This window comes from Amycolatopsis sp. NPDC059021, assembly GCF_042739895.1.
GTDB lineage: Bacteria > Actinomycetota > Actinomycetes > Mycobacteriales > Pseudonocardiaceae > Amycolatopsis.
Genome location: NZ_JBHYIQ010000032.1, coordinates 56,952 through 81,252 on the forward strand (window position 1 = coordinate 56,952; position 24,301 = coordinate 81,252).

Annotated in this window: 25 protein-coding genes; 12 read left to right on the forward strand and 13 right to left on the reverse strand. The window is 70.0% G+C overall.

What is annotated here, in order from left to right:
- Window positions 1–50: 50 nt before the first annotated feature.
- The 11 genes from ACFWX1_RS20360 to ACFWX1_RS20410 all read right to left on the reverse strand — a co-directional run bounded on the left by ACFWX1_RS20360 (window position 51) and on the right by ACFWX1_RS20410 (window position 11,167).
- Window positions 51–698 (reverse strand): DUF3558 family protein, encoded by a 648-nt coding sequence (locus tag ACFWX1_RS20360; protein ID WP_378389454.1) that lies wholly within the window; start codon window positions 696–698, stop codon window positions 51–53.
- 168 nt (window positions 699–866) lie between these two features.
- Window positions 867–1,718: a S1 family peptidase gene (locus ACFWX1_RS20365; protein WP_378389456.1), complete on the reverse strand. Its 852-nt coding sequence runs from the start codon at window positions 1,716–1,718 to the stop codon at window positions 867–869.
- Between the two features lie 282 nt (window positions 1,719–2,000).
- Window positions 2,001–2,879 (reverse strand): NUDIX hydrolase, encoded by an 879-nt coding sequence (locus ACFWX1_RS20370; RefSeq protein ID WP_378389458.1) that lies wholly within the window; start codon window positions 2,877–2,879, stop codon window positions 2,001–2,003.
- A gap of 394 nt (window positions 2,880–3,273) precedes the next feature.
- Window positions 3,274–5,451: a hypothetical protein gene (locus ACFWX1_RS20375; RefSeq protein ID WP_378389460.1), complete on the reverse strand. Its 2,178-nt coding sequence runs from the start codon at window positions 5,449–5,451 to the stop codon at window positions 3,274–3,276.
- Window positions 5,451–6,293 (reverse strand): hypothetical protein, encoded by an 843-nt coding sequence (locus tag ACFWX1_RS20380; RefSeq protein WP_378389461.1) that lies wholly within the window; start codon window positions 6,291–6,293, stop codon window positions 5,451–5,453. The genes ACFWX1_RS20375 and ACFWX1_RS20380 overlap by 1 nt, the downstream gene beginning before the upstream one ends.
- Window positions 6,290–6,700, reverse strand: a complete 411-nt coding sequence (locus ACFWX1_RS20385; RefSeq protein WP_378389463.1) for a hypothetical protein — start codon at window positions 6,698–6,700, stop codon at window positions 6,290–6,292. The genes ACFWX1_RS20380 and ACFWX1_RS20385 overlap by 4 nt, the downstream gene beginning before the upstream one ends.
- Entirely contained in the window at window positions 6,697–7,401 is a 705-nt protein-coding gene (locus tag ACFWX1_RS20390; RefSeq protein ID WP_378389465.1) for a hypothetical protein, read from the reverse strand. Before ACFWX1_RS20390 ends, ACFWX1_RS20385 begins: the two co-directional genes overlap by 4 nt.
- Window positions 7,402–7,451: 50 nt before the next feature.
- Window positions 7,452–7,976, reverse strand: coding sequence for a DUF3558 family protein (locus tag ACFWX1_RS20395; RefSeq protein ID WP_378389467.1), 525 nt, complete (start codon window positions 7,974–7,976; stop codon window positions 7,452–7,454).
- 59 nt (window positions 7,977–8,035) lie between these two features.
- Window positions 8,036–8,662 carry a DUF3558 family protein gene (locus ACFWX1_RS20400; RefSeq protein WP_378389469.1) on the reverse strand — a complete coding sequence of 209 codons (627 nt, stop codon included), beginning with the start codon at window positions 8,660–8,662 and terminating at the stop codon, window positions 8,036–8,038.
- A gap of 613 nt (window positions 8,663–9,275) precedes the next feature.
- The gene (locus tag ACFWX1_RS20405) at window positions 9,276–10,211 is read right to left on the reverse strand and encodes an SAM-dependent methyltransferase (protein WP_378389471.1); all 936 of its coding nucleotides are present in this window, start codon (window positions 10,209–10,211) and stop codon (window positions 9,276–9,278) included.
- Complete coding sequence (locus ACFWX1_RS20410) at window positions 10,208–11,167, reverse strand: hypothetical protein (RefSeq protein ID WP_378389473.1); 960 nt, start codon at window positions 11,165–11,167, stop codon at window positions 10,208–10,210. The genes ACFWX1_RS20405 and ACFWX1_RS20410 overlap by 4 nt, the downstream gene beginning before the upstream one ends.
- Before the next feature lie 539 nt (window positions 11,168–11,706).
- On the opposite strand from ACFWX1_RS20410, the gene ACFWX1_RS20415 reads away from it, so the two are divergent.
- The 4 genes from ACFWX1_RS20415 (at window position 11,707) to ACFWX1_RS20430 (ending at window position 14,549) form a co-directional block, all read left to right on the forward strand.
- Window positions 11,707–12,582, forward strand: coding sequence for a helix-turn-helix domain-containing protein (locus ACFWX1_RS20415; protein WP_378389475.1), 876 nt, complete (start codon window positions 11,707–11,709; stop codon window positions 12,580–12,582).
- On the forward strand, window positions 12,563–12,748 hold the full coding sequence (locus tag ACFWX1_RS20420; protein ID WP_378389477.1) for a DUF397 domain-containing protein: 186 nt from the start codon (window positions 12,563–12,565) through the stop codon (window positions 12,746–12,748). The genes ACFWX1_RS20415 and ACFWX1_RS20420 overlap by 20 nt, the downstream gene beginning before the upstream one ends.
- Before the next feature lie 396 nt (window positions 12,749–13,144).
- The gene (locus ACFWX1_RS20425; RefSeq protein ID WP_378389479.1) at window positions 13,145–13,366 is read left to right on the forward strand and encodes a hypothetical protein; all 222 of its coding nucleotides are present in this window, start codon (window positions 13,145–13,147) and stop codon (window positions 13,364–13,366) included.
- Complete coding sequence (locus ACFWX1_RS20430; protein ID WP_378389481.1) at window positions 13,353–14,549, forward strand: hypothetical protein; 1,197 nt, start codon at window positions 13,353–13,355, stop codon at window positions 14,547–14,549. Before ACFWX1_RS20425 ends, ACFWX1_RS20430 begins: the two co-directional genes overlap by 14 nt.
- Before the next feature lie 352 nt (window positions 14,550–14,901).
- Here ACFWX1_RS20430 and ACFWX1_RS20435 read toward each other — a convergent pair whose 3' ends face one another.
- Both ACFWX1_RS20435 and ACFWX1_RS20440 read right to left on the reverse strand, forming a co-directional pair.
- A complete protein-coding gene (locus ACFWX1_RS20435) occupies window positions 14,902–15,378 on the reverse strand; it encodes a GNAT family N-acetyltransferase (RefSeq protein ID WP_378389483.1) in 477 nt (158 codons plus the stop codon).
- Window positions 15,375–18,551 carry an orotidine 5'-phosphate decarboxylase / HUMPS family protein gene (locus ACFWX1_RS20440; protein WP_378389485.1) on the reverse strand — a complete coding sequence of 1,059 codons (3,177 nt, stop codon included), beginning with the start codon at window positions 18,549–18,551 and terminating at the stop codon, window positions 15,375–15,377. Before ACFWX1_RS20440 ends, ACFWX1_RS20435 begins: the two co-directional genes overlap by 4 nt.
- Before the next feature lie 290 nt (window positions 18,552–18,841).
- On the opposite strand from ACFWX1_RS20440, the gene queC reads away from it, so the two are divergent.
- The 8 genes from queC (at window position 18,842) to ACFWX1_RS20480 (ending at window position 24,292) form a co-directional block, all read left to right on the forward strand.
- Window positions 18,842–19,618 carry a 7-cyano-7-deazaguanine synthase QueC gene (gene queC / locus ACFWX1_RS20445; protein ID WP_378389487.1) on the forward strand — a complete coding sequence of 259 codons (777 nt, stop codon included), beginning with the start codon at window positions 18,842–18,844 and terminating at the stop codon, window positions 19,616–19,618.
- 97 nt (window positions 19,619–19,715) lie between these two features.
- Window positions 19,716–20,129, forward strand: a complete 414-nt coding sequence (gene queD / locus ACFWX1_RS20450) for a 6-carboxytetrahydropterin synthase QueD (RefSeq protein ID WP_378389489.1) — start codon at window positions 19,716–19,718, stop codon at window positions 20,127–20,129.
- Between the two features lie 5 nt (window positions 20,130–20,134).
- Window positions 20,135–20,842, forward strand: coding sequence for a 7-carboxy-7-deazaguanine synthase QueE (locus ACFWX1_RS20455; protein WP_378389520.1), 708 nt, complete (start codon window positions 20,135–20,137; stop codon window positions 20,840–20,842).
- Window positions 20,843–20,990: 148 nt separating this feature from the next.
- Window positions 20,991–21,470 (forward strand): formylglycine-generating enzyme family protein, encoded by a 480-nt coding sequence (locus ACFWX1_RS20460; RefSeq protein ID WP_378389490.1) that lies wholly within the window; start codon window positions 20,991–20,993, stop codon window positions 21,468–21,470.
- On the forward strand, window positions 21,467–21,949 hold the full coding sequence (locus ACFWX1_RS20465; protein WP_378389492.1) for a DUF6884 domain-containing protein: 483 nt from the start codon (window positions 21,467–21,469) through the stop codon (window positions 21,947–21,949). The genes ACFWX1_RS20460 and ACFWX1_RS20465 overlap by 4 nt, the downstream gene beginning before the upstream one ends.
- Entirely contained in the window at window positions 21,949–22,479 is a 531-nt protein-coding gene (locus tag ACFWX1_RS20470; protein ID WP_378389494.1) for a phosphoribosyltransferase, read from the forward strand. Before ACFWX1_RS20465 ends, ACFWX1_RS20470 begins: the two co-directional genes overlap by 1 nt.
- A complete protein-coding gene (locus tag ACFWX1_RS20475) occupies window positions 22,476–23,591 on the forward strand; it encodes a glycosyltransferase (RefSeq protein WP_378389496.1) in 1,116 nt (371 codons plus the stop codon). Before ACFWX1_RS20470 ends, ACFWX1_RS20475 begins: the two co-directional genes overlap by 4 nt.
- Window positions 23,588–24,292, forward strand: a complete 705-nt coding sequence (locus tag ACFWX1_RS20480) for a PIG-L deacetylase family protein (RefSeq protein ID WP_378389498.1) — start codon at window positions 23,588–23,590, stop codon at window positions 24,290–24,292. The genes ACFWX1_RS20475 and ACFWX1_RS20480 overlap by 4 nt, the downstream gene beginning before the upstream one ends.
- The last annotated feature ends 9 nt before the right edge of the window (window positions 24,293–24,301 follow it).

A 24,301-nucleotide genomic window follows, 5' to 3' on the forward strand; every position in this document is an offset into this window, starting at 1 on the left:
CTGCCCGGCTGGTGTTGTGGGCGGACGTGACCGGTGGTTGTGGTGCGGGGTCAGCGCGTGTGCAGCGTGCTGATGACGGCGGCCGCGGCGTCGCGTGCCCTCAGGCACGGAGGGGTACGCGCGGAGTCGTGCATGACGAGGTCGACGTCGAACCGGGCGGTGTCGCTGACCGCGACGGTGACCCGGCACTGCCCGGTGGCGCGGTCGTCGCGCTGCCCGTAGGCGGCGACGGGATAGCCGAGGATCGGCGGGAGCGGCTCGAACAGCGCATACCGGTGCTGCTGGGCGTACAGCTCGGCGACCGTGGGCGCGTCGCCGCGGACCGGAAACCTCACCTCGAGCCGGATGACACCCGACGGGATGCCGGGGTCCGTGGAGGCGAGAAGGCAGACGGGGCCGTCGGCGACAGCGGGGTCCGGGCGTGAGATGACGTGCTCGCCGAGCAGGGTGACGGCGTACTCGTGGGCGAGCGCGTCGCAGGGGGAGGTGAGGAAGTGGTGGATGTCCAGCGGATCGGTCACTGGTGGGGGCGGCGGCTCGGAGGGCCGGTGTTGTTCGTTGCTGGTTGTGTTCGGTGTTGGTGGTGTGGCCGGTGCGGTCGCGGGGGCGTCGGCGAGCAGGATCGCGGCGACGGCTGCGGTGAGCACGAGCGCGGTAGCGCCGATGGTGGTGGCGCGCCGGCGGTTCACTGCCCGCATCCAATATATCCATTGTGGACAGAGATGGAATGTGGGTGTGGTGGGTGCGGTTTGGTTGTTGTCGGAGCTGGTGTGGGCATGCGGTGTGTTCGCATGGTTGCGGCTTTCTCGATGTGGTGGCGGAAAGGTGCGGGAGCGGGGTGCCCGAGGCCGGGCACCCCGCTCAGGTCACGCGGCGAGCGCGTAGTCCTTCATGGCCTCGTCGTGGACGAGCTGGCGGACCTGGCCGCTGGCGACTTCGGTGTAGGAGTTGGCGGTGGTGCCGGGGGATCCGGTGCCACGGCTGCAAATCCCGACCAGCTTGGGTACGCCGTCGATGTATTGGACGGCGGGTCCGCCGGAGTCCCCGGGGCCGGGGCCGGCGTAGCCGTCGGGGTTGTCGAGGCATAGTTCGCCGCTGGTGCCGTCGGTGCAGCGCTGTGGTGCCACCACGGTGGTTTCCAGCTGCTGCAGGTTCTTCGGCAACTGCCGCTGGCGCTTGGGGTTGGGGTCGGTTTTGCCCCAGCCGAACAGCACGACCTCATCCCCGACGTCGGGGGAGGTGCTGGCCATCTGGATGGTCTGCGCCTCGACCGGATGGTCGAGGACGTAGACCGCGGCATCGCCCATCGGGTCGCCGGCCCCGTCGCGCCAGTCGTGACCGAAAACGACCCGGGCCACGGCGGCGGTCTCACCGCCGCGGGTGCGGTCCTGCGATCCGACCCTGGCTTTGATTTTGCGGTGCGACACCGGGATTCCGGTGATCTTCTCGCTGGCGCAGTGCGCGGCACCGAGGGCGATGCGGGGCGAGACCAGAGTCGCGGCACAGAACGGTTTGCCGTACAGGTGGTCTTGCGGCGCGTCGAAATCCATCCACACCATCCAAGGGGTGGGGACGGTGGCCGCGTGCCCGCCGACGATTCGGGTCCGCGCGCCGCCGGAGTCGTCGGTGGCATGGGCGGTGCCGACGGTGGCACTAAACAGGCCGCTCAGCGCCAGCGCCGTGGCCGCGGCGCGGATGGCGGTTTTTCTGGTGGACAAAAGGGATTCCTGTCTTTCTGTGTGGTGTGGACATTCCGGGCCGGGGGTGGCCCGGAAACCTGTGAACGCCAGGGCCGGGGCGTCGTGGTGGGGCGCCGGGATGCCGTCGCCGGGGTGACGTCGCGCGGGTTGTCCGCGAGGGAGGTCACGGCAGGAGGCGTGGTTCCCTGGGGCGACGGCAGTGGCGGACAGTTGGTGAGGACGGCGAACACGTGCCTCGGCGCTCCGACGGGCTGGCCGGTGGAGTTGCTGTGGCCGGCCGGGCGCGGTGGTCTGGCGGAGTTAGTGCAGTGCCGCGTCGAGGGCGTCGCGGTGGCCGCGGTGCATGCACGGCATCAGCTGCCGGCGGAGCCGGGTTTCGGTGACCATGTGCACGCCGGGCCCGGTCGCGGTGGGCAGGCGCGGCAGCTGGAGATGGACGGTGTACACGCACGTCCAGGCGTGGAACGTCATCGCCGGGGTGAGAGGGCGTTCGGCGCGGACGAGCACGGCGGTGGCGTCGCTGGGGACGGCGATACCGGCTGTGGTGGTGACGATGCGGCGCGCGGCGACCTCGATCCCCGCCCACGTCACCGGGCGCCGGCCCGCTTTCCATTGGGCGTGGGTGAGGTAGTAGTCGGCCGGTGTGCTGGGACCGCCCAACAGGGCCGGGTCGGTGTCGTGGTCGGTGAGCAGGATGCGGCCCGGCGCGGTGAGTACGACCTCGACACGGACGTTTTCGCCCCACCAGGTGGACGTGCCGAGCCCGGTGGGCAGCCCGAGCCCCGGGGCGGCCAGCACCACGTGGTGCGGATGGAGGGGCCGTCCGTGCTGGTCGACGCGCCATCCGCGCTGTGCGCTCCAGGCACGGATGCCGGGCATCACCGGCGCGGGATTGTCCACTGTGGTCGCGATGTTCTCGTCGCGGCGCGAGACAGGAACGGCGTCCCGGCAGGGGGGCTCGGGTGCGTCGTAGCCGGGCGGGATGAGACACCGGTGGGCGGTGTCGTCGAAACCGGCGGCCAGGATCGTCAGCCGCGGCCCGCTACTGGCGGGGCGTTGGGTGAGGGCGGTGAGGTGGTCGCCGGGGTAGCGGTGGTCGGCGAATCCGGGGCCCCATTGGTGGGGGTGCGGGGCGAGGCCGATGTCGTGTTCTCGGACGGTGTCGGGCTGGGCGGGCATGCGGGCTCCACGGGGGTGTCGGCGTGATGGGCGGTGTGCCACTGCCGCAGCAGCAGGGCGTAGAAGCGGAGGTCACGGAAGGTGGGGGCGCCGTCGGCGTCGCGGTAGGCCACCGACATCCGGTACTCGGGCAGGTGCTCGACGACGAGCCGCATACCGAGCCACCGGCCTTCGGCCACGAGCGCGGCCTCCCATTCGCGCAGGCGAGGCCAGATCCAAGGGCGGGCGCAGCGACAGCCGGTCTGGTAGATCGCCAGCGCGGCCTCCCGCCGGGTCCGCGGCATATACAGCTGCGTCCCCGGCGGTGCGCGACGCGGCCGCGCCGCCGACCCGGCGGTGTTGGGACGGCGACGGGGCAACGCGGCCGGCGCCGGGGCGCGGTCGGCGGTGAGGGTCATGGCTGCCCCGGGTTCGGGGCGGAGCCGAGGTTTTCGAGGGCGGCGTGGGTGCGGCGCAGGCCGTGGCCGTCGTGCAGGTCGTGGTAGAGCGCGAACGCGGCGACCAGGTGCTCACGGGCCTCCTCGGGGTCGCTGTCGCGCAGGGCGTGCGCGAGGTGTTCGAGGGCGTCGGCGTGGTCGGTGGTGGCGCGCGCGGTGGCCAGGTCGGTGATCGCGTGGCGCAGGATCTCGGCGCCCCGGGCCGGGTTGCCGGTGTCGGTGTGGGCTTGGCCGAGGCGGGTGCGTACCCGCGCGCACTGCACGAAGTCCCCGAGCCGCACCGAGATCTGTTCGGCGCGTTCGAGGGCGGGGACCGCGCTGTGCGGCATCCCCATCGCCAGGCGGGTCTCGCCGAGCCGCCGCTGATAGACCGCCATCGCCCGGGGTTCGGTGACCGGGTCGGTGAGCCGGATGGCGTCGCCGATGTGCGCGAGCGCGGCGACGCCGCGGCCCCGCTGGAGCATGGCCAGCGCGAGGTGCTCGCGCGCGGAGGCTTCCAGGGTGGTGTTGGCGGCGTCGATGGCCAGGTGCAGCGCGGCGATGAAATGCAGATACGCGGGGAATGGGTCGTCGGTGATCAGATCCAGGTAGCCGGTCTGCAGGTGCATCCGCGCCGTGGCGCGCGAACTCCCGTCGTGCTCGGCGGCCGGCAGGCCCCACTCGTGGATGCGCCGCCACAGCTCGAGCGGGCGGCGGTCGAGCAGGTAGCCCCACATCGCTTCGACGAGCTGCCAGCACAGCGGCCACCAGCACATCGTGTGACAGGAATGGATGATCGCCCGAAGGTTGTCCACTTCGGACTCGATCCAGGCGAGCGCGTGCGCGCGGCCGGTGAACGGCCGCCAGTCCGTGAGTTGCTCGTAGGCGGGGGACAGGTGCGGCCGGTGGGCGGACACGACGGCGTCGGCGGCGGTGAGGGTGTGCAGGTAGTAGGTGGCCAGCCGCAGGCGCGCGGCCTGCTCGTGGTCGTTGACGCCGGGTTGGCGGGCGTAGTCGAGGGCGTAGTGCTGGGTGAGGCCGTCGAAGCCGTACCGGCCGCCACCGTGGAGGGTGAGCAGGCCGGCGGCGACGAGACCATCCAGCAGGGACTGGGTTTCGGCGGGGGTGTGGTCCAGCAGCGCGGCGGCGGCCTCGACGGTGAGCCACGGCCCGGTGTGCAGGGCCAGCAGCCGGAAGGCGCGCGCGGCGGCGGGCCCGAGCGCGGCGTAGGCGGTGTCGAGGATCGAGGGCACCAGCTGCTCCTTCCACAGCGGCATGCGAGACCGGTTCTCGGCGACGGAGGTGATGTCCGAGGCCAGCGCGGACAGGGACAGGCGCGGATGGGTGACCAGGTGCTGGGCCAGCACGGTCAGGGAGCGGGCGTGGCCGCCGGTGGCGTCGATCAGCGCGGCAGCGCAGGCCGGGTCGGCCTCGAGACGGGCGTCGTCGCCGGTGAGCGTGCGCAGCAGCTCCCAGGCCGGGCCCGGCGCGAGCGGGCCCAGCTCGAGCCGGCGCAGCCGCGCACCGCCCCAGGTATGCAGGTCACCGGCGAGGTACGGGGTGGTGAGCAGCAGCAGGCTTCCTGGCCCCGCCGGGAACAGGGTTTCCGCGTCGTGGGCGGTGGTCGCGTTGGTGGCCAGCACCGCGAGCCTGCGGGTCGCGGTGACCGAGCGGTAGAGCGCCAGCACCGCCTCGCGATCGGCGGGGACGTCGTCGGCCGCGACCCCGAGAGCACACAGAAACCCGGCGACGACCTCGGTGAGTGACCTCCCGGCGGGCCTGCCCACGCCGCGCAGGTCGGCATACAGCACCCCGTCCGGGAACCGGTCGGTCTCCGCCGCGAGCGCCCGGCCCGCCAGCGTGGTCTTGCCGATGCCGTACACGCCGCTGATCAACACCGGTACTGGGGCGGCTCCCTTGCGGGGCATGACTTCGCGCAGCCGAGCCAGTTCGGTGGCCCGGTCGACGAACACCCCGTCGGCCGGTGGGAGTTGCCGGGGGACCGGCATCCGCCACAGCGGGATCGCGTCCGGTCCGTCGCCGTGGACATGGATGTCCCCGTACACGGTGGCGGTCTGCACCAGGCGCCCCGGCTGGTCGCCGTCGACGCCGGGCACGGCGCGGGGCTCGTGTGGGGGTGGGGTCGCGGCGTCCATCACTGGCCTGCCGCGACGAACTGCGGAGCGCACGCCCCGGGCTGTGCCGCACGGTGCCTGGCGGGCAGATTGGCGGGCAGGTAGACGTAGCGGCGGTCGCACTCGTCGTTCTCGCGTCGCTCGAACTGGGACACGATTTGTCCGCTGGTGTGCAGTTCGTGGTAGCTGGGGTAGACGGCGTCGCGCTCGGCGCCGACGAGCCGGGCCAGCGTTTCCACCGTGACACCGTGGGGATGGGTGGTCAGGGCGTCGAGCAGCTTCGTCTCGTAGGAGATCGCGGTCATGGGAATGCCTTTCGCAGTCAGAGGGTGCGCGCGATCACCGCGCGTCGATGACGGGAAGGACCGGGCCCGGGACGTCGCGGTGGTCGTGGGGCGGCCTGCGACGCGGACACGGCGGCGGGATCTACGCGTGTTCGGGGCCGAACCAGTCGTAGGTCTCTGTGTCGCCGGTCGGGGGCAGGGTCGCCCCGGGGCGTCGGCGGGGCAACGGGGCGCGGGAAAATCCGGCGCGGCGGGTAGCCCGAGCAGCGCGGTGATCACCGCGGCAGCGGGCCCGGTGTCGCCCCAGTGGAGACTCATGCGGTCGCGGTGGCGGACCGGCGCGGTACTGGCGGCGAGGCGGTATGCCCAGCAGTCCTCGGTGTCGTAGACGATCACCACATCCAGTTCACCGCCGGGCAGTGCTTTGACGAACTGGAGCACCGCGACGTCCTCTGAGGACAGTTCGCGGGGTGTGCGCGGCGCGCGAGGTGGCTGGGCCAGGACCGGGATCTCCAGGTACCCGGCGCGCAGGAGCGCGTCGACGGCGGCATCGAACTCCGACAACTCCGGGCCGGTCATCGCGCGCCCCCGAGCCGCACAACGAACCGGTCCAGGTCGTCGAAGCCCGGCAGCCGCTCGTCGAGGAGATCGGCGTAGTGGGCTTTGGTCGTGTGCCGGGCGGCGTCCCAGCGGGGATACCACTGCACGGTGACGCGGGTAGGCCAGTCCAGCAGCTGGAGCGGGGTGTACTGCTGACGCGCCGCCAGTGTGATCGCGCGGATCCGGCGCGCGGACAGATCTGGGCAGGCCAGCGGCGGCACCGCCTCGGCCAGCGCACAGCAGGTCAGCACCGCGTGCAGAAAATCCCGGTCGGTACGCGGCTCCAGCTGCTGCCACGCCAGGTCGGTCCGCGACCGCGACAACCGCACCCGCCCCCGGCACACGCGCGGCCGCGGCGCGGCGGGGAGGGCGACACGCGCGCTCACGACGCCCACCCGCGTCCGGCCCTGGCCGGTACTGCCGGTGGCGACAGGCACAGGGCCGCGGTGCGCCAGGCCGAAGAGCGGAGAGCGAGAGCCAGACCTCGGAAGACGATCAACACCGCCAGGAAGGCCAAGCTTTCCACGAGCGTCGGACGCAACTGCGGCTCCGTGGTCGCGTGACCGCTGATCCTGACGACGGGAATGGCGAGGTAGCCGAGAAACACCAGCCAGCTCGCAGCGCCCCAGAACCGATCAGCGGTAGCGCAGGCGCGCAGCGCGTCGACCAACCGGTGCCCAGTGCGCGCGGTAGGTGCTGTCCGCGCGCACCGCACCGCGTCACGCAGCAGGAGAGCCCGGGGCGAGATGGCCACCGCTCGTGCCAGCTGCACTATGTCGAGCACCAGCAGGCCTTCCAACAGGACCGTCCACACAGGACGGAACAGCTCGCCGCAGGCGAGTGCCACGACCGGGTCGACGGCCAGATATCGTGCGCCTGCGGCCAGGACAAGCAGCACCGGACACATAGTGGCGAGGGACCACACCGCCTCACGGAACCGGTAGTCCTGGGCGAGGACACACTGCCCCAGGGCGCACGCGGGATTCTCCACACGCGCTGAGGCCGTCCGGTCGCAGTCGCCGGGGCGGGATGCGGCCGCACCGGTGGTGGACAAGTCGTTCGGTGGTGCGGGATTCGTGTCGGTCATGAGACGTCGTCCTGACAGGGAGAAGAACCACTACGGAAAAGGAGGACTGTTCAGGCGCTCGGCGCGGCGCCGGGATCCGGCGCGAAATCCAAGATCAAGCGCGCGAAATCGGTGGCCGCGGTGCAGGCGCTGGCGGTGGTGGCGGTGCTGTCTGGGCTCACCTGGAAACCGACCTGGACATAACTGCTGTCGCTCGCCGCGATGGAGGCCCGGCAGTTCGGCGGCTGGTCGGGAGTGATCTCCAGGAGTGCGGAGCGGCCGTCGATGCTGTGCCGTACCGCGAAGTCGTCCATACGCCGGTGCAGTACGTGCTGTTGTTCGTAGTACTGCCCCAGCGGCTGCCGGACGAAATCCACGGTGTGAGTCATGCCGCCGGCGAGGTCGCGTCGCCAGTGGCAGCCGCGACCGTCGGCGCGGGGCGACCCGGCTTCGTGGCGGTGCTGCAGCGGCTTCGGGTAGGCGGTGCACGGGGCGGCGGTGTACCGGCTGATGTCCACAGTGGACGATGCGTCCTGCGGTCCCGGGGCCGTCGCCAGGGTGACCACGGCGGCCGCGACCGCGCTCAGGAGTGCCACTACGGCGACACGAAACCCGTTATCCAGAGCCGAAGGGGCGTCGAGGAAGTCTTTCATCGTCAGAGGTTCCGCTCGATCCGCGCGGCGAACTCGCGCGCCCGCCCACACAAGTCGGCACCGACAGCGGGATTGCTGTAGATGGGCACGACCTGGGCATCGCCGACCGCGAACACCACCTTGCACGTGCCGTTCTTGCCGGGGAGGACAACAGCACGGTGGGTGCCGATCATCTCTGTGGTCCCTGCTGGGAGCGCACCTGCGCCGCTGACGATCGCGACGCCGTAGCCGACGTTCGCGGGCTGGTCGACGGGCCATCCGCACAGCGACCGCTCCGGGACGGGGACACCAGGCGCGGGGATGTGCAACTCGCGGGCGTCCTCCGGCGACAGCAGGCTGCACGGATCCCGCCGCGCCAGCGGACCAGCCGACCGTGACGACGCCGACGGGGCCACACCGGAGGACGCCGGAGAGGACCGGGCGGACAGCGAGCCGGAGGCCGGCGGCGCGGCCGTGGCTGGGGGTGTGGGCGCAGCAGGGGGAGCGGCGCCGGAGGTCGCGGTGAGCATCTCGCGGTAGTGATCCAAGGTTTCCGGCGAATTGAGATGACAGCCCGCGGTGACCGTTGCCACCAGCGTGACAGCGGCAGCGAGCGCGATCCGGGCATGAGGTGAAGGCAGTGAAGGCATGACGTTTCCTTGACAGTGCGGGATTTCTGACGACTTTTGAGCGCGACGGGGTGCCACGTGAGCAAACGTGTGCTCACGTGTCCGGGGAGTGCGTGTGCGGTTAGGTCAGGTGTGGACGGTCAGACGTGCCTTGTGTGGTGAGCGGGATGCGCTGCGCTGTCGCCGTTCCGTCGTGTTTTAAGTCCTTTGTGGATAGTTATGGTTGCGTGGCGGGATTCGTTTGTGGTCCGGCTTCCGGCCGCCTGGGAAGGCGACACGCGGCCGAACGCCGGACCTGCGGTTCCCACGCCCCGATGTCGCCCGGGGCATCGGGAACCGGGCTCGCCCTGGCACCGGGTCACGGTGCGTCGGAGCGAGCGCCGATCCCGGCACCGCCCGGGGCGCCCTACGGCAAGCCACACCAGGCAGCGAAGCAGCGGATCGGCATGGGTGCGCGGCCGCGGCGCGCACAAGAACGGTCACGGAGCAGGACCTCCCGATCCCGGACCGCGCCGCTGCTCGGGGCTTCGCCGCCGATACTCATCGAGGTGGTCCTCGCGGACAGGGGCGGCGGGGATGGCGGTGATCTGCTCGGTGCCGGTCGGGGGCGCGTCGGTGCGGTGTGCCGGTGTGGTCATGGGATCGTCACCGCCACGGTGGCGACCATGCCTGCAGCGGGGCTTACGGGGCCGGAGTCGATTCGGGGGCCGGTAGGCCACCAGCGATCGCACGAGACGAACCCACCCGGCGCCCGTCCGGGCCCCGACGGCAGCGGGATCATGTTGCCGGGCAGCAGGTTGTCGAGCGCGGCGATCGGCCGGAACCGGATCGGGCCGAGCCCGTGGCGGTGATGGATGTCGGCGACGGCGCGGGCGATCCTCGCGCGCGGGCCCGCCGCCGGGGCGGTGTAGGCCGAGACGATCACGACACTGCCCGGGGCCAGCAGGTGCGCATAGCGGGTGAGCATCGCGGTGGCGGTGCGATCGTTGCAATGGCTGATCGCGGTCCCCAGCTGCACCACGACGGGAAGGCTCAAGTCGAGGTGCTCGGCCGCGGCGGTCATCGCGGTGTCCGGGTCGAGCACGTTCCCGTCCTCGACGGCCACGCACGGCTCGGCCAGCAACGCACGAGCGTGCGTCAGCGCCATCGGATCACTACCGACGTAGACCGTCGTGGCGTCACCGGTGTAGCGATGCACCTCCGCGTGCAGCGGGGTCAGGCTCGGCGGGGGCACGGTGAGGTCGGCGAGGACGAACCGCCGGTGACCGGCTTGGGCGGCCAGGTAGCGCACAACCCGGCCATGGCAGCGATACGGCGCCAAAGCCAGCTCGCCCGGCACGGGGACGACGTCCCACAGCTGGTTGAGCACGTGCTGCTCGGACTCGTAAGGGTGCGGGTCACCGAGCAGCGCTTGCGCGACCCGGAACGGGCTCGGGAGGAGGGAATGACGGTGATCGTGCTCGCGCTGCAGATACAGAACCCGGCCGGTCTCGCCGACGTCCGGGGGAACTGGCGCCGTGGCTGCGGAGGCCTCGGCGGTCGCGGTGTCTCGAAGCAGGGTGTCGATCATGAGGGCTCCCGGTCAGGGTGCGGGGTGGCGGCGACGTAGGGCCCGAGGCTGGTCGGGCTCGTGGCGGCCAGGAACGCCCGCGCGGCGGCGGTGACGGACCCGGCGGGCACGTCGACGGAGACACCGGGCGTGATCGTGGTCGGCAACCACCCGGTGAGGCGGGCGAGATACGCGCGCCAGAGCCGCTGAGTGATCGTCGAGAGGTGGGGGTGGTGGGTGCGGGCGGCATGCCAGGCCTCGACCAGCGGGCCAGGCCACCCTGCGGCGGTGCCGCGCGTGACGTAAGCCGTGTCACCGGGCTCGGTGTCGAGCGCCGAGGCGATCGCCGCCCGCAAGCTGGCCGGAGGCGGCGGGCTCGTGGTCAGGTCACCGGTCCAGCTGTGGCGGCCCTGCGGCGGCCGGTATAGCGGTGGCTCCATCCCCGCGAGCTGCAGCGCGGTCGGCAGAATCGCCTCCGCCTCGGCTTGGTCGATCAGTGCTCGCGTCGGCTGGACGGCTTCCGGATCGGGACGGCGCAGCTGTGTCTCGGAGACACCGAGACCGATGTGGCGGGCGGCGGCGATGATCGCCAGCCCGTGCCCGGTCTCCCACGTCAAGCGCTCCAGGCCCCAGCGGGGAGCGAGAGCGGCGGCGGCGACCGGGGCGGTGAGCACGAGAGTGCGAGCCCGGTAGTCGTGCAACGGGCGGCCGAGCGCGGGCGCGCACAACGGCCGCAGCACGTGCAAGGACAGGAGCTGCTGCCACCACGGCGTTCGCAACGGGCAGCTCACCACTCCCGTGTTCGGGATGAACGGCAACTCGTGAAGCGCCGCAGCCATCGCGGACTCGGCCGCGGGCGCATCCACGTCCGCCGGAACCTCGGGATCAGCGATGACGATGGCGTCGGCACCTTGGTGCAGACCGTGCCGGAGGCCGCGCGTCACCGCCGCGCCCCACGTCGCCGACGGCATCGTCACCACAAAACGTTCAGCACGAAGCCCGCATGCCGCGAACACTTCCTGCGTTCGCGCTGCATCCTCCGGGCGGTCGTCGGTGTCCACGAGCACCGTGGACACCGGGCGTCCGCGGGAGCCTGCCAAGACCGCCTCCTCCGTCCTACGAGCCACGACTCCGACGGTGTCGAGGTGCAAGCGAGTGGGCAGCACGATCACGATTGGCCGGAGCTGCTGTTCGCCGCGACAAGGCTTGGTCCGAGGCCCGCTGAGGTCGCAAGGCGCGGACGCCCGCGCGTAGGTGCGGTGAGCCAGATTGCACTTTGAGGTGGCAGGCATCTCACCTACATCCGCCATCGTCCCCTCCGTTCCGGTTCGGACAGGTAGGAGCGAGCGCGGAGCATTCCATGTCGCTCCTACCTGCCGTTTTGCCGACTCCGCCGGATCGGATCGTTCTGTACACCAGCGGCACCGGCACGGAGTATTATTACGCGGTGCAAGTTACACCGCAACAGTTGCGTTGAAGTCGACGAAGAGATTCGAGTGGTCGTTAGGGTGTGCGCATGAGTGCGGAATGGACTCGCCGTAAGGGCAGGCTGGGCAAGAAGATGGCCGCGCTTCGCGAGCGCGTGCCAGGCAAGCTGACACAGGCGGTCGTGGCGAAGCGCCTCAAGATCTCGGAACCCACCATCTCCCGGCTCGAAGCCGGAAAGAGTCGTCCGCCGTGGCCGACGATCGCCAGCCTGCTCATGGCCTACCAAGCCTCGCCCGAAGATGAGGCCGAGGTGTCAAGGCTCTGGGAGGCAGCCCGCCAGAAACCCATCACCATCGAGCACGGCAAAGGGTTGTCGCCGAGCTACCTCGCGTTCCGACGCGACGAGTTCGACGCCGACGGAGAGAAGGCGTTCAACGTCGGCGCGATCACCGGCCTCTTGCAGACGCCCGGTTACGCGGACGCCCTGCGGTCAGCTGCGCCCACCAACATCCAGGGAGACGAGCAGGCGCAGCGGGCAGCCGACGAGCGGCGTAGCCGCCAGCAGCTCTTGGAAGGCGACAACCCGCTGCACCTGCACGTGATCATGGGCGAAGCCCTCCTACGGCAACTCGTTGGCGGGCGCGAAGTCATGATCGAACAGCTTGAGCACCTGCTCACCACGGGCCAGCGGGATCACGTGACCATCCAGGTCGTGCCGTTTGAGCGTGGCGCTTGGGCCACAAGCCCGGCGGTGCTCCTGTACTTCCCGGACGACGAGCCGCCCATGGCTTACCTGGAACACGCAGGCGGCGGCGAGACGGTGGAAGAATCCCACGACGTACAGGGGCTTGCTGACACGTTCGACTACGTGGCCGAGCACACGGCACTGCCGGAGGATGCGTCAGCAGACCTCATCGGATCGGTATTGAACGAGTTGAGGATGGATGAGCAGCAGCCAAATTGAGCTCGGCGTTTGGCGTACGAGTTCCTACAGCGGCGACAAGAACGAGTGCGTCGAGACACAGCTCAATCGCACGCACGTACGCCTGCGCGACACCAAGGACCGGAAGGGTGGCCAACTGACGGTCGAGCCGGAAGCGTTCAGGGCCTTCCTGACCGTGCTTCGCTGATCGAGGAATGAAACGAGCATGAGCCCCTGGTGCCGCCCGCACCAGGGGCTCATCGTTTGCCACGGCGTGTTCTCGGAGAATCCTCACCTTGCCGACCAGGCTGCTCACTGACTCGCCTGCTTGCGGGGGCGGGGAGGCTCACGGCCGTGGTCAGGGTGGCACCCGGTTCCCTAGCGACAGTCTTCGGTAGGGAACCGAGATCGAATGTTCTTGCAGGTCGCGCCATACCCGTGGCGGTGTCGACGCGTCATGAGACGGGCGTATGTTCGGCGCATGTGGCAGTACGCCCTATGGGGGCTGGTGGGCGCCGCGGCGAACGTCGGGATCGTCTTCCTGGAAGCGTCCCAGCGGGTCAAGGGGCCCCCATGGCGGTACCCCCACGGGCCCGGCGGAGGCATGTACGCCGTCTCTATCCTCATTCACCTGGGCATTGCCGCCGCCGCTGTGGCCGCACTGTCCACCACCACGGTCGTCGCCAACGGTCTGGTCGCCTTCGGGGCAGGGGCCGCCGCGCCTGTCATCGTGAAGAAGATGGCCCGCTACGCGGAATCGCTCGTCCCGGTCCGGGGCGGCAAGCCCCAGCCGCCGCAGGACGGAGGTGGTCATGAAGACTCATGACCACGGTGGCCGTGCCCGCCGACTGCTGTCCGCGCTGGCCGGATCCACTCCCGCCTTTGTACCTCAAGCCACGCCCTTAGCGTCGGCTGGTCGCGCCCGCAGGCTGCTGTCCGCGCTGGCTGGCACCACCGCTGCCTTCGTACCCAGCGGCAGCGGAGATGAATACACCCCCGCCCTCTCAGACATCACTGATGAGGCCACTAGCCAGAGCGCCACGACACCCCCAAAGCTTTCGCCCACCGGTGGTGAACTCCGCAGCGGGCTTGGCATCCTCGCCGACGCCCTTGCCGAGCGCCCGCCTCATGAACGCCTGGCTGTCCGCGCGTGGCTCCCTCTCTACGCTCTCGGCCACGTCCGCGACCTCGTCCACAACCTCGACCGTGCCCTTGACCGGGCCCAAGACCTCGCCGACGATCTTGGCCGCGCGCGCCTCCTCGCCCTCAACCGCGCGCGCGACATCGCCCGCCTCCTCGACCTCGATCGCGCCTACATTCGCACCCTTGACCTCGCCCTCGACGACGCTGACGACGCGCTTGTCCGCGAACTCGCTCGCGTGCTCGACCGCACGCTAGATTCCGGCAGCGCCCACATCGGCATCCTCGACCACTCTGACGACGCGCTTGTCCGCGAACTCACTCGCATCCTCGACCGCGCCCTAGATTTCAGTAGCGTCATCTTCGACCGCGATCTCTCCTTCGCTCGCGACCTCGCTCGTGACCGCACCCGCGATCGCGCCCGCCTCGTCGCACGCGATCGCATGCTTGAGCACGCCCGCGACATCGCCCAAGACCAGGTCCTCAACCGTGCCCTCGCCCGCGCCCGCGCCCTCGCCCGCACCCACGACGTCGCCGACGACCTCGCCGACGACCTTGACCGCGACCAGGTCCTCAACCGCACCCACGACCTCACTCGCGCCCTCACCCGGGCCCGCGCCCGAGCTCTTGTACTCGGTGCGGAGAGCGCGAAACTGATCGATGCTGTGTCGGACTTCTCTGGCGCCGATCTCCGTCAGGCGAACTTGGAAGACACATTCCTTGACGGGGTGCTCTGGTCGGACAAGACACGCTGGCCGCACGGGTGGGAAGAACGCGTCCGCAAAAGCTCGGTGGAGATCTCCCCCGGCCTGTACGAAATCGGCCGCATCGGCGGCTCTGACCATGCCGTTCCGTCGGTGCCAGTCTGAGCCGTAACAAACCGCGCTTATGGCGTGGGGCTGGGCTCGCTCCACCACCCAAGTGGCTTATCTTTCCTGGCCAGGCGAAGGAGGTGAGTGACGAAGTGGGTGACAATCGCGGAGGTCAGCGAGAATCTTCGGCGGACGTCCACGGACGTTGCTTGCCTTGCGAGAGGTCTCCTGGCCAAGATCAGGAGAAGGCGATCTTGGCCAGATAAGGAAGGAACGAGCATGAGTCCCTGGTGTCGACTACACCAGGGACTCATCGCACTCGGCACCTCCGCAAGCCAGCCTCGGAAGGAACGACTGCTCGCGGCTGGTCCGGGGCCGTCGCCGGTGCGGAGTGCGCCGCTCTAGTTGGCTACCCGATGCTCAGTTCGTAGACGGCTCGGGTCTTGCCGGGGCCTTTGAAGTCGGTGATGACGGAGACGCCGTTGATGTCGCGGTCGCCGGGGATGTTGGTGAAGCCGAGCTTGGTCCAGGTGGCATGTGCGGCGATGTTGTCGGGCTCTGAGGTGAGGTAGAGGCGCGCGCAGCCCCACTCCGCAGCCCGGGTGCGTACGACGTCGAGGAGAGCGGTCGTAATCCCTCGGCGGCGGTGCTCGGGGTGGATCATGACGTCTTGGACGTAGACGTCGGCGGGGTCTTCTTGGCTGCGGAAGGCCATGATGGCTCCGGTGAGGGTGTCGCCGTCGAGGGCGATGGGGCAGGTGGAGGCGAACAGGCGGGCGTAGAGCCAGTAGTCGGAGTAGGTGCGGGCCGTGATGTAGGGGGCGCCGAGGTCCATGAGTTCGAGGACCTGGGGGATCAGGTCTTGGCTGAGGGGCTCGATTTTCACGGTGTTGGCCTCGTTCGGTGTCGGTGGATCATGGTGATGATCTGGCGTGCGGCGTCCTCGGGTTGGACGGCTTCGGAGACGCTGCGGCCGACGATCATGATGTCCCAGTCGTTGCTGTCGATGATCGGGTAGTCGGTGGTGCTGAATCCGCCGGATACGGCGACGGGCAGGCGTGTCCAGGCTCGGATGGTTCGGGCGGTGGCGAGGGGGTGGTGGACGCCGACGCCGAGGTCGATGTTGGTGGTGACGGAGAACCCGTCGACGCCGGCGCGTTCCATGTCCCGGACCCACGATTGGGTGGCCGTGGCCGTGGTGTTGGGGATGTCGAGCAGGATGGCGGCGCCGAGTCGGCGCCCGGCGGTGACGGCGGCGGTGACGCTGGCGACGCTGGCCGGGCCGATGAGCAGGACGACGTCGGCGCCTGCTTCGACGGCGAGTTCGACTTGGTCGCGTCCCCAGTCGCTGGACATCATTTCCGCGACGAGCGTGCTCTGCGGAACGTGGCGCTTGATGGTCTCGATGGCGGCGAGTCCTATGGTCTTGATGAGGGGGTCGCCGACTTCGATGAAGTCGGCGCCTGCGTGTGCGGCGGCTTCGGCGACGACGATGGCGTGGTCGAGGTCGTGCAGGTCCAACGCGATCTGGATCGATCGGCGATCCCGGTGCCGTCGATAAGTCTCTTTGTGCGTCGGGATGCGAGTGGCCTGGCCCGGGTTGGTGACCGCTTGGGCTTCGCGGTGGGTGAGCCAGTTCGCCGAGCCGAGGCCTTCGGCCGCGAGGACGCTTCGAGTCTTCGGAGGTAGGCAGATCCAGCCGGTGCGGTGTTCCCGCAGCAGGCGGAACAGGGCGTGGGCGCGTGCGGCCGGATTGCCGGCCGGGTGTTCGGTGCCGTCCAGCAGGAGGAGCCGGTGCATGAGTTTGCTGACGTGTCGTGGGCTCGCGTGCCAGCTGGGCTCGGAGGTCACGGTATCGGCGGCGTAGCGCCTGAGTTCGGTGACGGCAGCGGAGTCTTCCGCTCCGGCGAGAAGTCCTTCGAGCGCGCAACCGCGGACATGCCAGTTGGTGTCGGTGAGGAACGAGAGTAGGTGGTCTGAGGTGGTCGAGGCGTCGGTCTGTCCGAGCGTTTTCGCTGTGGCCGCACGGACTTTGTAGTCCTCGTCGGTCGCGAGCTGCTCCACGATCCGCCCGCTGAGACCGTTGCCTATGGTGCGCTCGCTGCGCACGCAGTCGGCAAGAGCAGCGCGTACTCGCCAGTCCCGGTGTGCCAGCAGCGCGTCAACCACGGACGGATGGCTGCGCTCGTCGTCGGCAAAGAGATGGATATGCCGGGCGAGGAAGATCGCTTCCTCGGCGTTGTCCAGGTCCGCCGCGGCGAGCAGCCGAGTGGCGGCTCGGATGTCGAGGGCTTGTTCGAGGTGGTCGGCGACGTCGGTCCAGATGCCTGCGCCGAAACGACGCACGATGTCCAGAAGCCAGGAGGCGTAGCCGTCGCCGAGCGCGTCTGTGACGGATGGGGCGGCCAGCAGTGATCGGGCGAGGTCTGGTGTGGCGGCGGTGGCGGAGCGCGCGGCGCAGGAACGCAGGACCTCGCCGGTGGCGAACCGGGTTCCTGCTCGCGCCAGGGTGAGCATCATCGGCAGCGTCGTGGCCACTGCGGTGGTTGGTGCGAGCGCCAGCGCCGCGGTGAGGTCCGGGTCGCGGTCGTCGAGGGCGAAGACGACGAATTCGAAGACACCGCGCGCGGTGGCGGACGTGGTCGCCGCTTGCGCGAGCTGGTTCAGCGCGGTCACCGTCGTTGCCGAGCGCCGTAATTCGGTGATGCGGGCGGCGATCCGTGTCGCGAGGAGGTATTCGCAGATGACGTCGTGGGCGAAGACCACGTCGCCGGCAGGGGTCTGATCGAGGAGCAGCGGCAGGAACGGGGCAGGCTCGGCTCTGCGTTCGTCGAGGCGCAACACCGTGGTGTTGCTGGGCGTGCCGAGCGGCGTGGGTATCAGGTGCGGCTGCGCGGTCTGCGCCACGCTCGCGAGCGCGTCGAGAGCGCTGTCCACGTTCTGACCGCCCATGCGCAGGAGAGCGCGCACGCAGTGGTCGACCAGGCGGAAGGCGTTGACACGGTCCGGGGCGGAGGCGTCGCCCGCCGCGCGGAACAGCTGCATGTAGAGCGGCAGCCGGGTGAGTTCCCGCACCGCGGACGGCAGTGCTGCGAATTCCGGCTGGCTGGTGCCGCGCGCGGAGTTCCACACGTCTCGCGCGGTGGGGAGATCCCACAACGGCACGGTGACGGAGGCGGCTGAGGGCTGCGGGGACGGTTCGTAGAGCGAGGCGGCGACGATCGGATAGCCCGACAGGTCGATCTCGGGCGGTGTGCGGACCACGAGAACGAAGCGCAGGTGCGGGCTGATCACCTGACGGAGCACGGTGTCGAGCTGGCGCCCCACCACGTCGAGCTGGGCGTGGGTGGATATTCCGTCGATGACGACAACACACGGGCGGTGCAGTACGAGGCTGGTCTGCTCCAAGGTGAGCAGCGGGTCGGCGCCGGCGGATATGGAGGCGTAGCGGAGGATCTCGGCGGCCAGGTCGCCGCTGTGCGGGTTCCATGACGACACGGAGTGCAGCTGGAAGTCCGTGTTCTCGGCGTGGGTGCTGGCCAGGTGGTAGGTGAGATGAGTCTTTCCTGAGCCCGGTCGTCCCGTGAGCACGAAGACTCGTGCGGTGGATGTCAGGAAGGCCTCGAAGGCATCCACGACCGTGGGAAACGGCGCGTAGGGAACCTGGTGATCGTCGCTTCGTCGGATCGTGTCCAGCATGGTCGCTGTGCGCTGCGCCGAGCGCTTGTCCAAGGCCGTGCCCACGGTGGTCGGCCCCGGGGGAGCGGCGTCCGCCGTAGCCGAGGGGGCCGCCACGGTGCCGTCCTGCGGCGGGGCGCTGGCGGGGCTCAGCAGGAGGGCGAAGCGGGCTTGGACGTCGGCCGGGGCGTCGGCGAGAACCGTGTCGAGCGCTTGCTGGGTCTCGTGCCGAAGTTGTGCTTCCGCACCCCGGCGTTCCCAGCTGGAGACCGCGGAGTCGTTGATCCCGAGCCGGCTGGCGAAGTCGCGGATGCTCACGCGCTGAGCTACGCGCAGGGCCCGGGCTTCCCGGCCCGTCCATTGCGCGACGACCGTGCTCATTCCCGCCCCCTCGATCGTCGTAACCCTCAGTGGCTCGTGCGGAGCCTACGGTAGCGGTCTCGGTGAAACTAGGGCACCGCTGGAGCGCAACTGGAGCGCGACCTCCTGTTGAGCAGGGGTTCCGATGCACAACGCTGATCATTCGTCGGTGCAGCGGTGGTTCCCCCGGCCCGCCGCTGCACCGGCATCCCACAAGCCCCTTCCTGCACCAAGGGGCGGGCGCATCTGCACCTCTCGCTGTCCATCATCCGCCGGGGACCCACGCCGATCGTCGGAAGGGACGGATCGACATGGACAACCTGCTCGACCTGCTCACGACACAGGATCCGCCGACGCACGTGGTCTCGGTTGTGTCCGGCGGCCTGGACAGCACCACGATGGCGTTCGCGCTCCACGCTCTGGGGGCCCGGCTGACGCTCGTGTCGTTCGACTACCAGCAACGTCACCGAAAAGAACTCGCCGCCGCACGCGCCATCGCCACGCGCCTCGACGCCGACCACGAGGTCATCGACCTGGGACAGCTCGGGGCACTGCTGAGCGGCTGCGCGTTGACGGACGCGAGTGTGGAGGTACCGGAGGGGCACTACACGGACGCATCGATGCGCAGCACCGTCGTCCCGAACCGGAACGCGATCATGCTGGACATCGCCACCGGTATCGCCATCGCGCGGGGCGCGGACGCGATCGCGTTCGGCGCCCACGGCGGGGATTACGCCGTGTACCCGGATTGCCGGCCTGCGTTCGTCGATGCCTACGCCACGATGGTCGCGACCGCCAACGCAGGCTTCCTGCCGACCAATTTTCGAGTGCTGGCGCCGTTTCTGTTGATGTCGAAAGCCGAGATCGTGCGGCAGGGGTCCTGGCTGGGAGTGCCGTTCGAGCTGACCTGGTCATGCTACAACGGGCAAGAAGTCCACTGTGGACTATGCGGCACGTGTGTCGAGCGACGGCTCGCGTTCGAACTGGCCGATCTTCCCGACCCCACCACCTACGCCGATCCCGACGCACCGGCGACGCAAGATGCCTGTGCCGTCGGGAATGGTGGCGAACTCGACGTGACCCGGTAACCGCCGATACGACCGGATCGCAGATGGCTCGCCGCGATCCTCAGCACCCACACCCGGCTGGCGCGCCGGGTACCCGGACCGAGACCGGAGGCAACTCGTGTACCTCATCGCCAAGAAGTTCCACTTCTCCGCAGGCCACAGCCTCAACGGCCTACCACGTGACCATCCGTGCAGCCGCGACCACGGCCACAACTACACCGTCCGCGTCGCCCTGGCGGCCACCACCCTCGACGACACAGGCTTCGTCGCGGACTTCCACCGCCTCGCGCCCGTGAAACAGTACATTGAGGACACACTCGATCACCGTGTCCTCAACGATGTTGTGCCGTTCCAACCGTCTTCCGAACGGCTCGCACAGCACCTTTTCCAGTGGTGCCAGGACAATCTTGAACCCGAGGTGGCGCGGCACCTGCACCACACATCGGTGTCCGAGACCGACAACACCTGGGCCATCTACGCACCCGGCGACGTGGCCATCCCGTTGTGGGGTCTGCACGAGGAGGCCGCGTGACCACAATGGCGCCGACCGTCATCTCGCGCGCGGACCCGTCAGTGGTGTGGTGCGAGACCTTCGTGTCCCTGCAAGGCGAAGGCCCGTTCACCGGGCAGCGGGCGGCGTTCGTCCGCTTCGCCCACTGCAACCTCAACTGCGTCTACTGCGACACCGAATACGCGTGGAACTGGGCGAAGCACCACCGCGAGCAGGAAACCCAACGTGGCCCTGCCAGCGAGATCGCCTCCTGGTTCCGGGCACAGAACGTCGACCTGATTGTGGTGACAGGCGGGGAACCGATGCTTCAGCAGGATGCCCTGGCGTTCCTGGCCGAGGCGTGCGCGCCCGCGCGCATCCAGGTCGAGACCAACGGCACCCGCACGCCGACAGCCGCGGTCGCCTCCGCGGTCACCCTGTTCGTGGTCTCGCCCAAGCTGGTCAACTCCGGTGTCAGCGCGCAGCGGCGGATCGTGCCCGCCGCGCTGCACGCGCTCGCCGCGACCCGGAAAGCAGCATGGAAGTTCGTTGTCACGGCCGTGGCCGACCTTGCGGAAGTCGACGCACTCGCACGGGAGTACGCGCTGGCACCGGTGTGGATCATGCCCGAGGGCACTTCGACACGCGACGTGCTGCGCCGAGCGCGGCTGTTGGCCGACCCGGTCGTGCAGCGGGGTTGGAATCTCAGCCTCCGCACGCACATCCTGCTGTGGGGTGAGCGCCGTGGCCGATAGCTCCGTCGGGCTCGGGCAGGGCCGTCGTTCGCCGCGACACTCACCGCACCTGTCGTGTAGCGGTTCGACTGCGGTCCCAGCGATCGTTCCTGCTGCCCGAGCAACATCCACCGTAGCGGACGCGCGCATCGAGTGGCGAAAGATCGCCGTGAGCGCCGGGGTGCTGTGGTGGTCGCGGACGCCGATCACCTGCGCGCAGCTGGGATATCCCGGTGGCGCGCTGCCCGTCACCGGGCTGACGTTCGCCGCGGCCGAGCGCGTCGCTCGCAATGTGGGCGGGCGCCTGCCCACGGCTGAGGAATGGGAAGCCGTCGCCTCCGGCAGCGGACGCCGCTTCCCGTGGGGTGAGGCGGAGTGGACACCGCGCCGGGCGAACCTGCGCGGCAGCGGCCACGGCCACCCCCTGCCCGCCGGTAGCTTCCCGGATGGAGACACGCCGGACGGGTTGGCCGACCTCGCCGGGAATGTCTGGGAGTGGACGTGCACCCGGCTCGCGGACGGCGGCGTGGTGGTCGTGGGCGGCTCGTACAACTCGCTGCCGCGCTACGCCCGCTGCGGCTACCGCAACGCGGTTCCGCCCGAGCTGGTCTCGCCGGGCATCGGTCTGCGGGTGGTGCGGGACCGATGACCACCAACACCACGACGCAGCGGCTGGTGATCGTCGGCTGCTCGCCCCGCAAAGCCACCACCACCGTCCCGCTCCCGGCGCTGGAGCTCTACCAGGACTGGTGGTTCCCGCGCCTGCGCCAAGCCGTGCGCGCGTGCCGCTGGCCCCGCGCGAACGTCCTGGTGCTGTCCGGGCAGCACGGCCTCATTCCCGCCGACACCCCGCTGCTGCCCTACGACCAGCCGCTCACCCCGGACCGAGCCGACCTGCTGCGCGACCCGGTGCAGAACGCGTTTCAGCATCACCTCACCGGGGTCGCGCGATATTCAGTGCTACTGCTCCTCGCACCGGACTACCTGGCACTGCTCGCGCCCGCACTGTCCGCGGCGCCGCCGGCGAGCGCGCACTGGTTTCCCGATCCCGACACCTGCTGGGACGACGCGGTGAAGGTGCTCGCCACCTGGAGCCGACACCTCAACCCGCAATCGGGGGCGCGCTGATGTCACGGATGTTCGCCTCCCCCGAGGTCTACTACCTAACCGATGCCCGATACCGCGCCGGTGTCGGTGTTCTGGCCGCCGAACTCGCCGCGGACCCGGTAGACCTGGTGATCGGCATCGGCCGGGGCGGCACCCCGGTGGCGGAGGGCCTGTCGGCCTGGCTGGACCGGCCGAACACGGCGGTGTCGGCCCGGCACAACGACGGGAACGGCACCCGCCAGCACGCCACCGGTCGCGTCACCGTCGACCTCGAGAACGCGGCGCACGGTGAACACGGGCGACGGCTGCTGCTGTGCGACGACATCTACGGCACCGGCGCCACTGCACGCGCCGTCACCACGGCACTGGAAGCCACCGTGTTCCCGGCGGACATCCGCACGGTGACCTTGTGCCGCAACCTCGGCGCCACCGGCCACCCGGACCTGTGGCTGTGGGACACCGACGACTGGGTGGTCTTCCCCTGGGAAGCACCGCCACCCGCCACCGCACGACCACTTCCCCCACCACCGCAGCCCCGGAGGTACCCGTGAGGGTCGTGTTCGTCCTGCTCACCTACGCCCCCGACGCACCCGCCGGGATCGAACGCAGCATCGCCGCGCTCGTGCACGGCCTGCGCGCCACCGGCCACCCGGCCTACGTCCTCACCGCAGGCCCACCCACGGACCGGGACGGCACGGAAATCCTCCGCCTGCCCCACCTCACCCTCCCCACGCCGGCCACCGAAGACGACCTCCTCGCCGCCCTCGACCGCGCCCCCACGGTCGCCGACGACGTCCGCCACCTCCTGTCCACAGTGGACGCCGACGTGGTGTGCTGGGTCGATGCCACCTGGGGCCTGGGGTTCCTCGCCCCGCATCCGGGCATCCCGACCGCGCTGATGGTGCGCGTGCTGCGCACCGACACCTACCTGCACCAGGCCCTGGCCCACTGCCCGGACCGGGTCCTGACCAACAGCGAATTCCTCATTACCAAGGCTACTGCGGCCGGCCTCGACACCACGGGATGGCAGGCGGTACCCAATGCCCTGCTCGCCCCGGGCAGCGCACCCGGATCCGCGGCACGGGAACAGTTGCGCACCAGGGGGCCGGTGCGGATCGTGGCCCGCGCCGAACCGCACAAGGGCATCGCCGAACTCATCGACGCCTGCCCGCACGCCCTTGATCGGGACGTGGACATCGTGCTGGCCACTGCCGGATTTGAATACTGGCCCGGGATGCAGCACCACGTCGTCGCCGACTGCCGACGCCGCGCCGCCGCGCATCCCCGAGTGCGGCTGGTGCCCGACCTGCCCTGGCGGGCCGTGCAACCCTTCCTCGCCGAGGCCGCTTGCACCGTGATCGCCTCCACGTCCCCGGAAACCTTCTGCAACACCGCGCTCGAAGCACTCAGCGTCGGCACCCCGGTAATCACCTTCGACCTCGGCCACGTCCCCACGCTCATCGGCGACGCCGGAACCGTCGTCCCCACCGCTGCCGGAGCGGCGGGCCTGTGGCACGCGGTGAACGACCTGCTCGCCGAGCCATCCGGCTACCACCGCGCCAGCCGGAAAGCGACCGGCCGCGCCAGCGCGCACAACCCCAACCTGATCGCGCACCGGTTCCTCGACGCCCTCGCGCCCGCAATGGCGCGGAGTTCCCGGTGAGTACGTTCGGACTGTCCACCGCGCAGCGCGTGCTGGTCGTGGCGCCGCACCCGGACGACGAAACCCTCGGCTGCGGAGGCACGATCGCCCGGCTGGCCGCCGAAGGCGTCGACGTGCACGTCCTGGCCGTCACCGTGCGCGCCGCGGTCATGTGGGGCGGCACGAGCGACCCTGCCACCCGCCGCGACGAGTTCACCAACGCCTGCGCCGCACTCGGCGTCACCAGTAGCGCGCTGGCCTGGATCGACGAGACCGGCGAACTGGACATCACGACCCGCCCCCGGGCCGTGGTCGAGCTGATCGAGCGCCACGAGCAGGCATCTCTGGCCGCCGTCGAACCGGACGCCCTGCTCATCCCCGCCGCCGGCGGATTCCACCAGGATCACCAGGTCGTGCACCGGGCCGCGTTCGCCGCAGCCCGAGTGCACGCGCGCGGCAGCAAACACACACCCGCGCTGGTCCTGGGATTCCGCGGCGTCGAAGACCACTGGAGCGCGCACGAGGAACCCTGGCGGGTCCACGTCAACACCTCCGCGCACTGGTACGCCAAGGAACGCGCCCTGCGCTGCTACATCTCGCAACTGCGCGGCGACGGCCACCCCCGCGCTATCGAACATATCCGCACCACCGACGCCGCCACCGGAGGAGCTCTCGGCTGGCACTACGCCGAAAGCTTCGTCCCCTACCGGCTCGCCTACTGACCCGGAGAC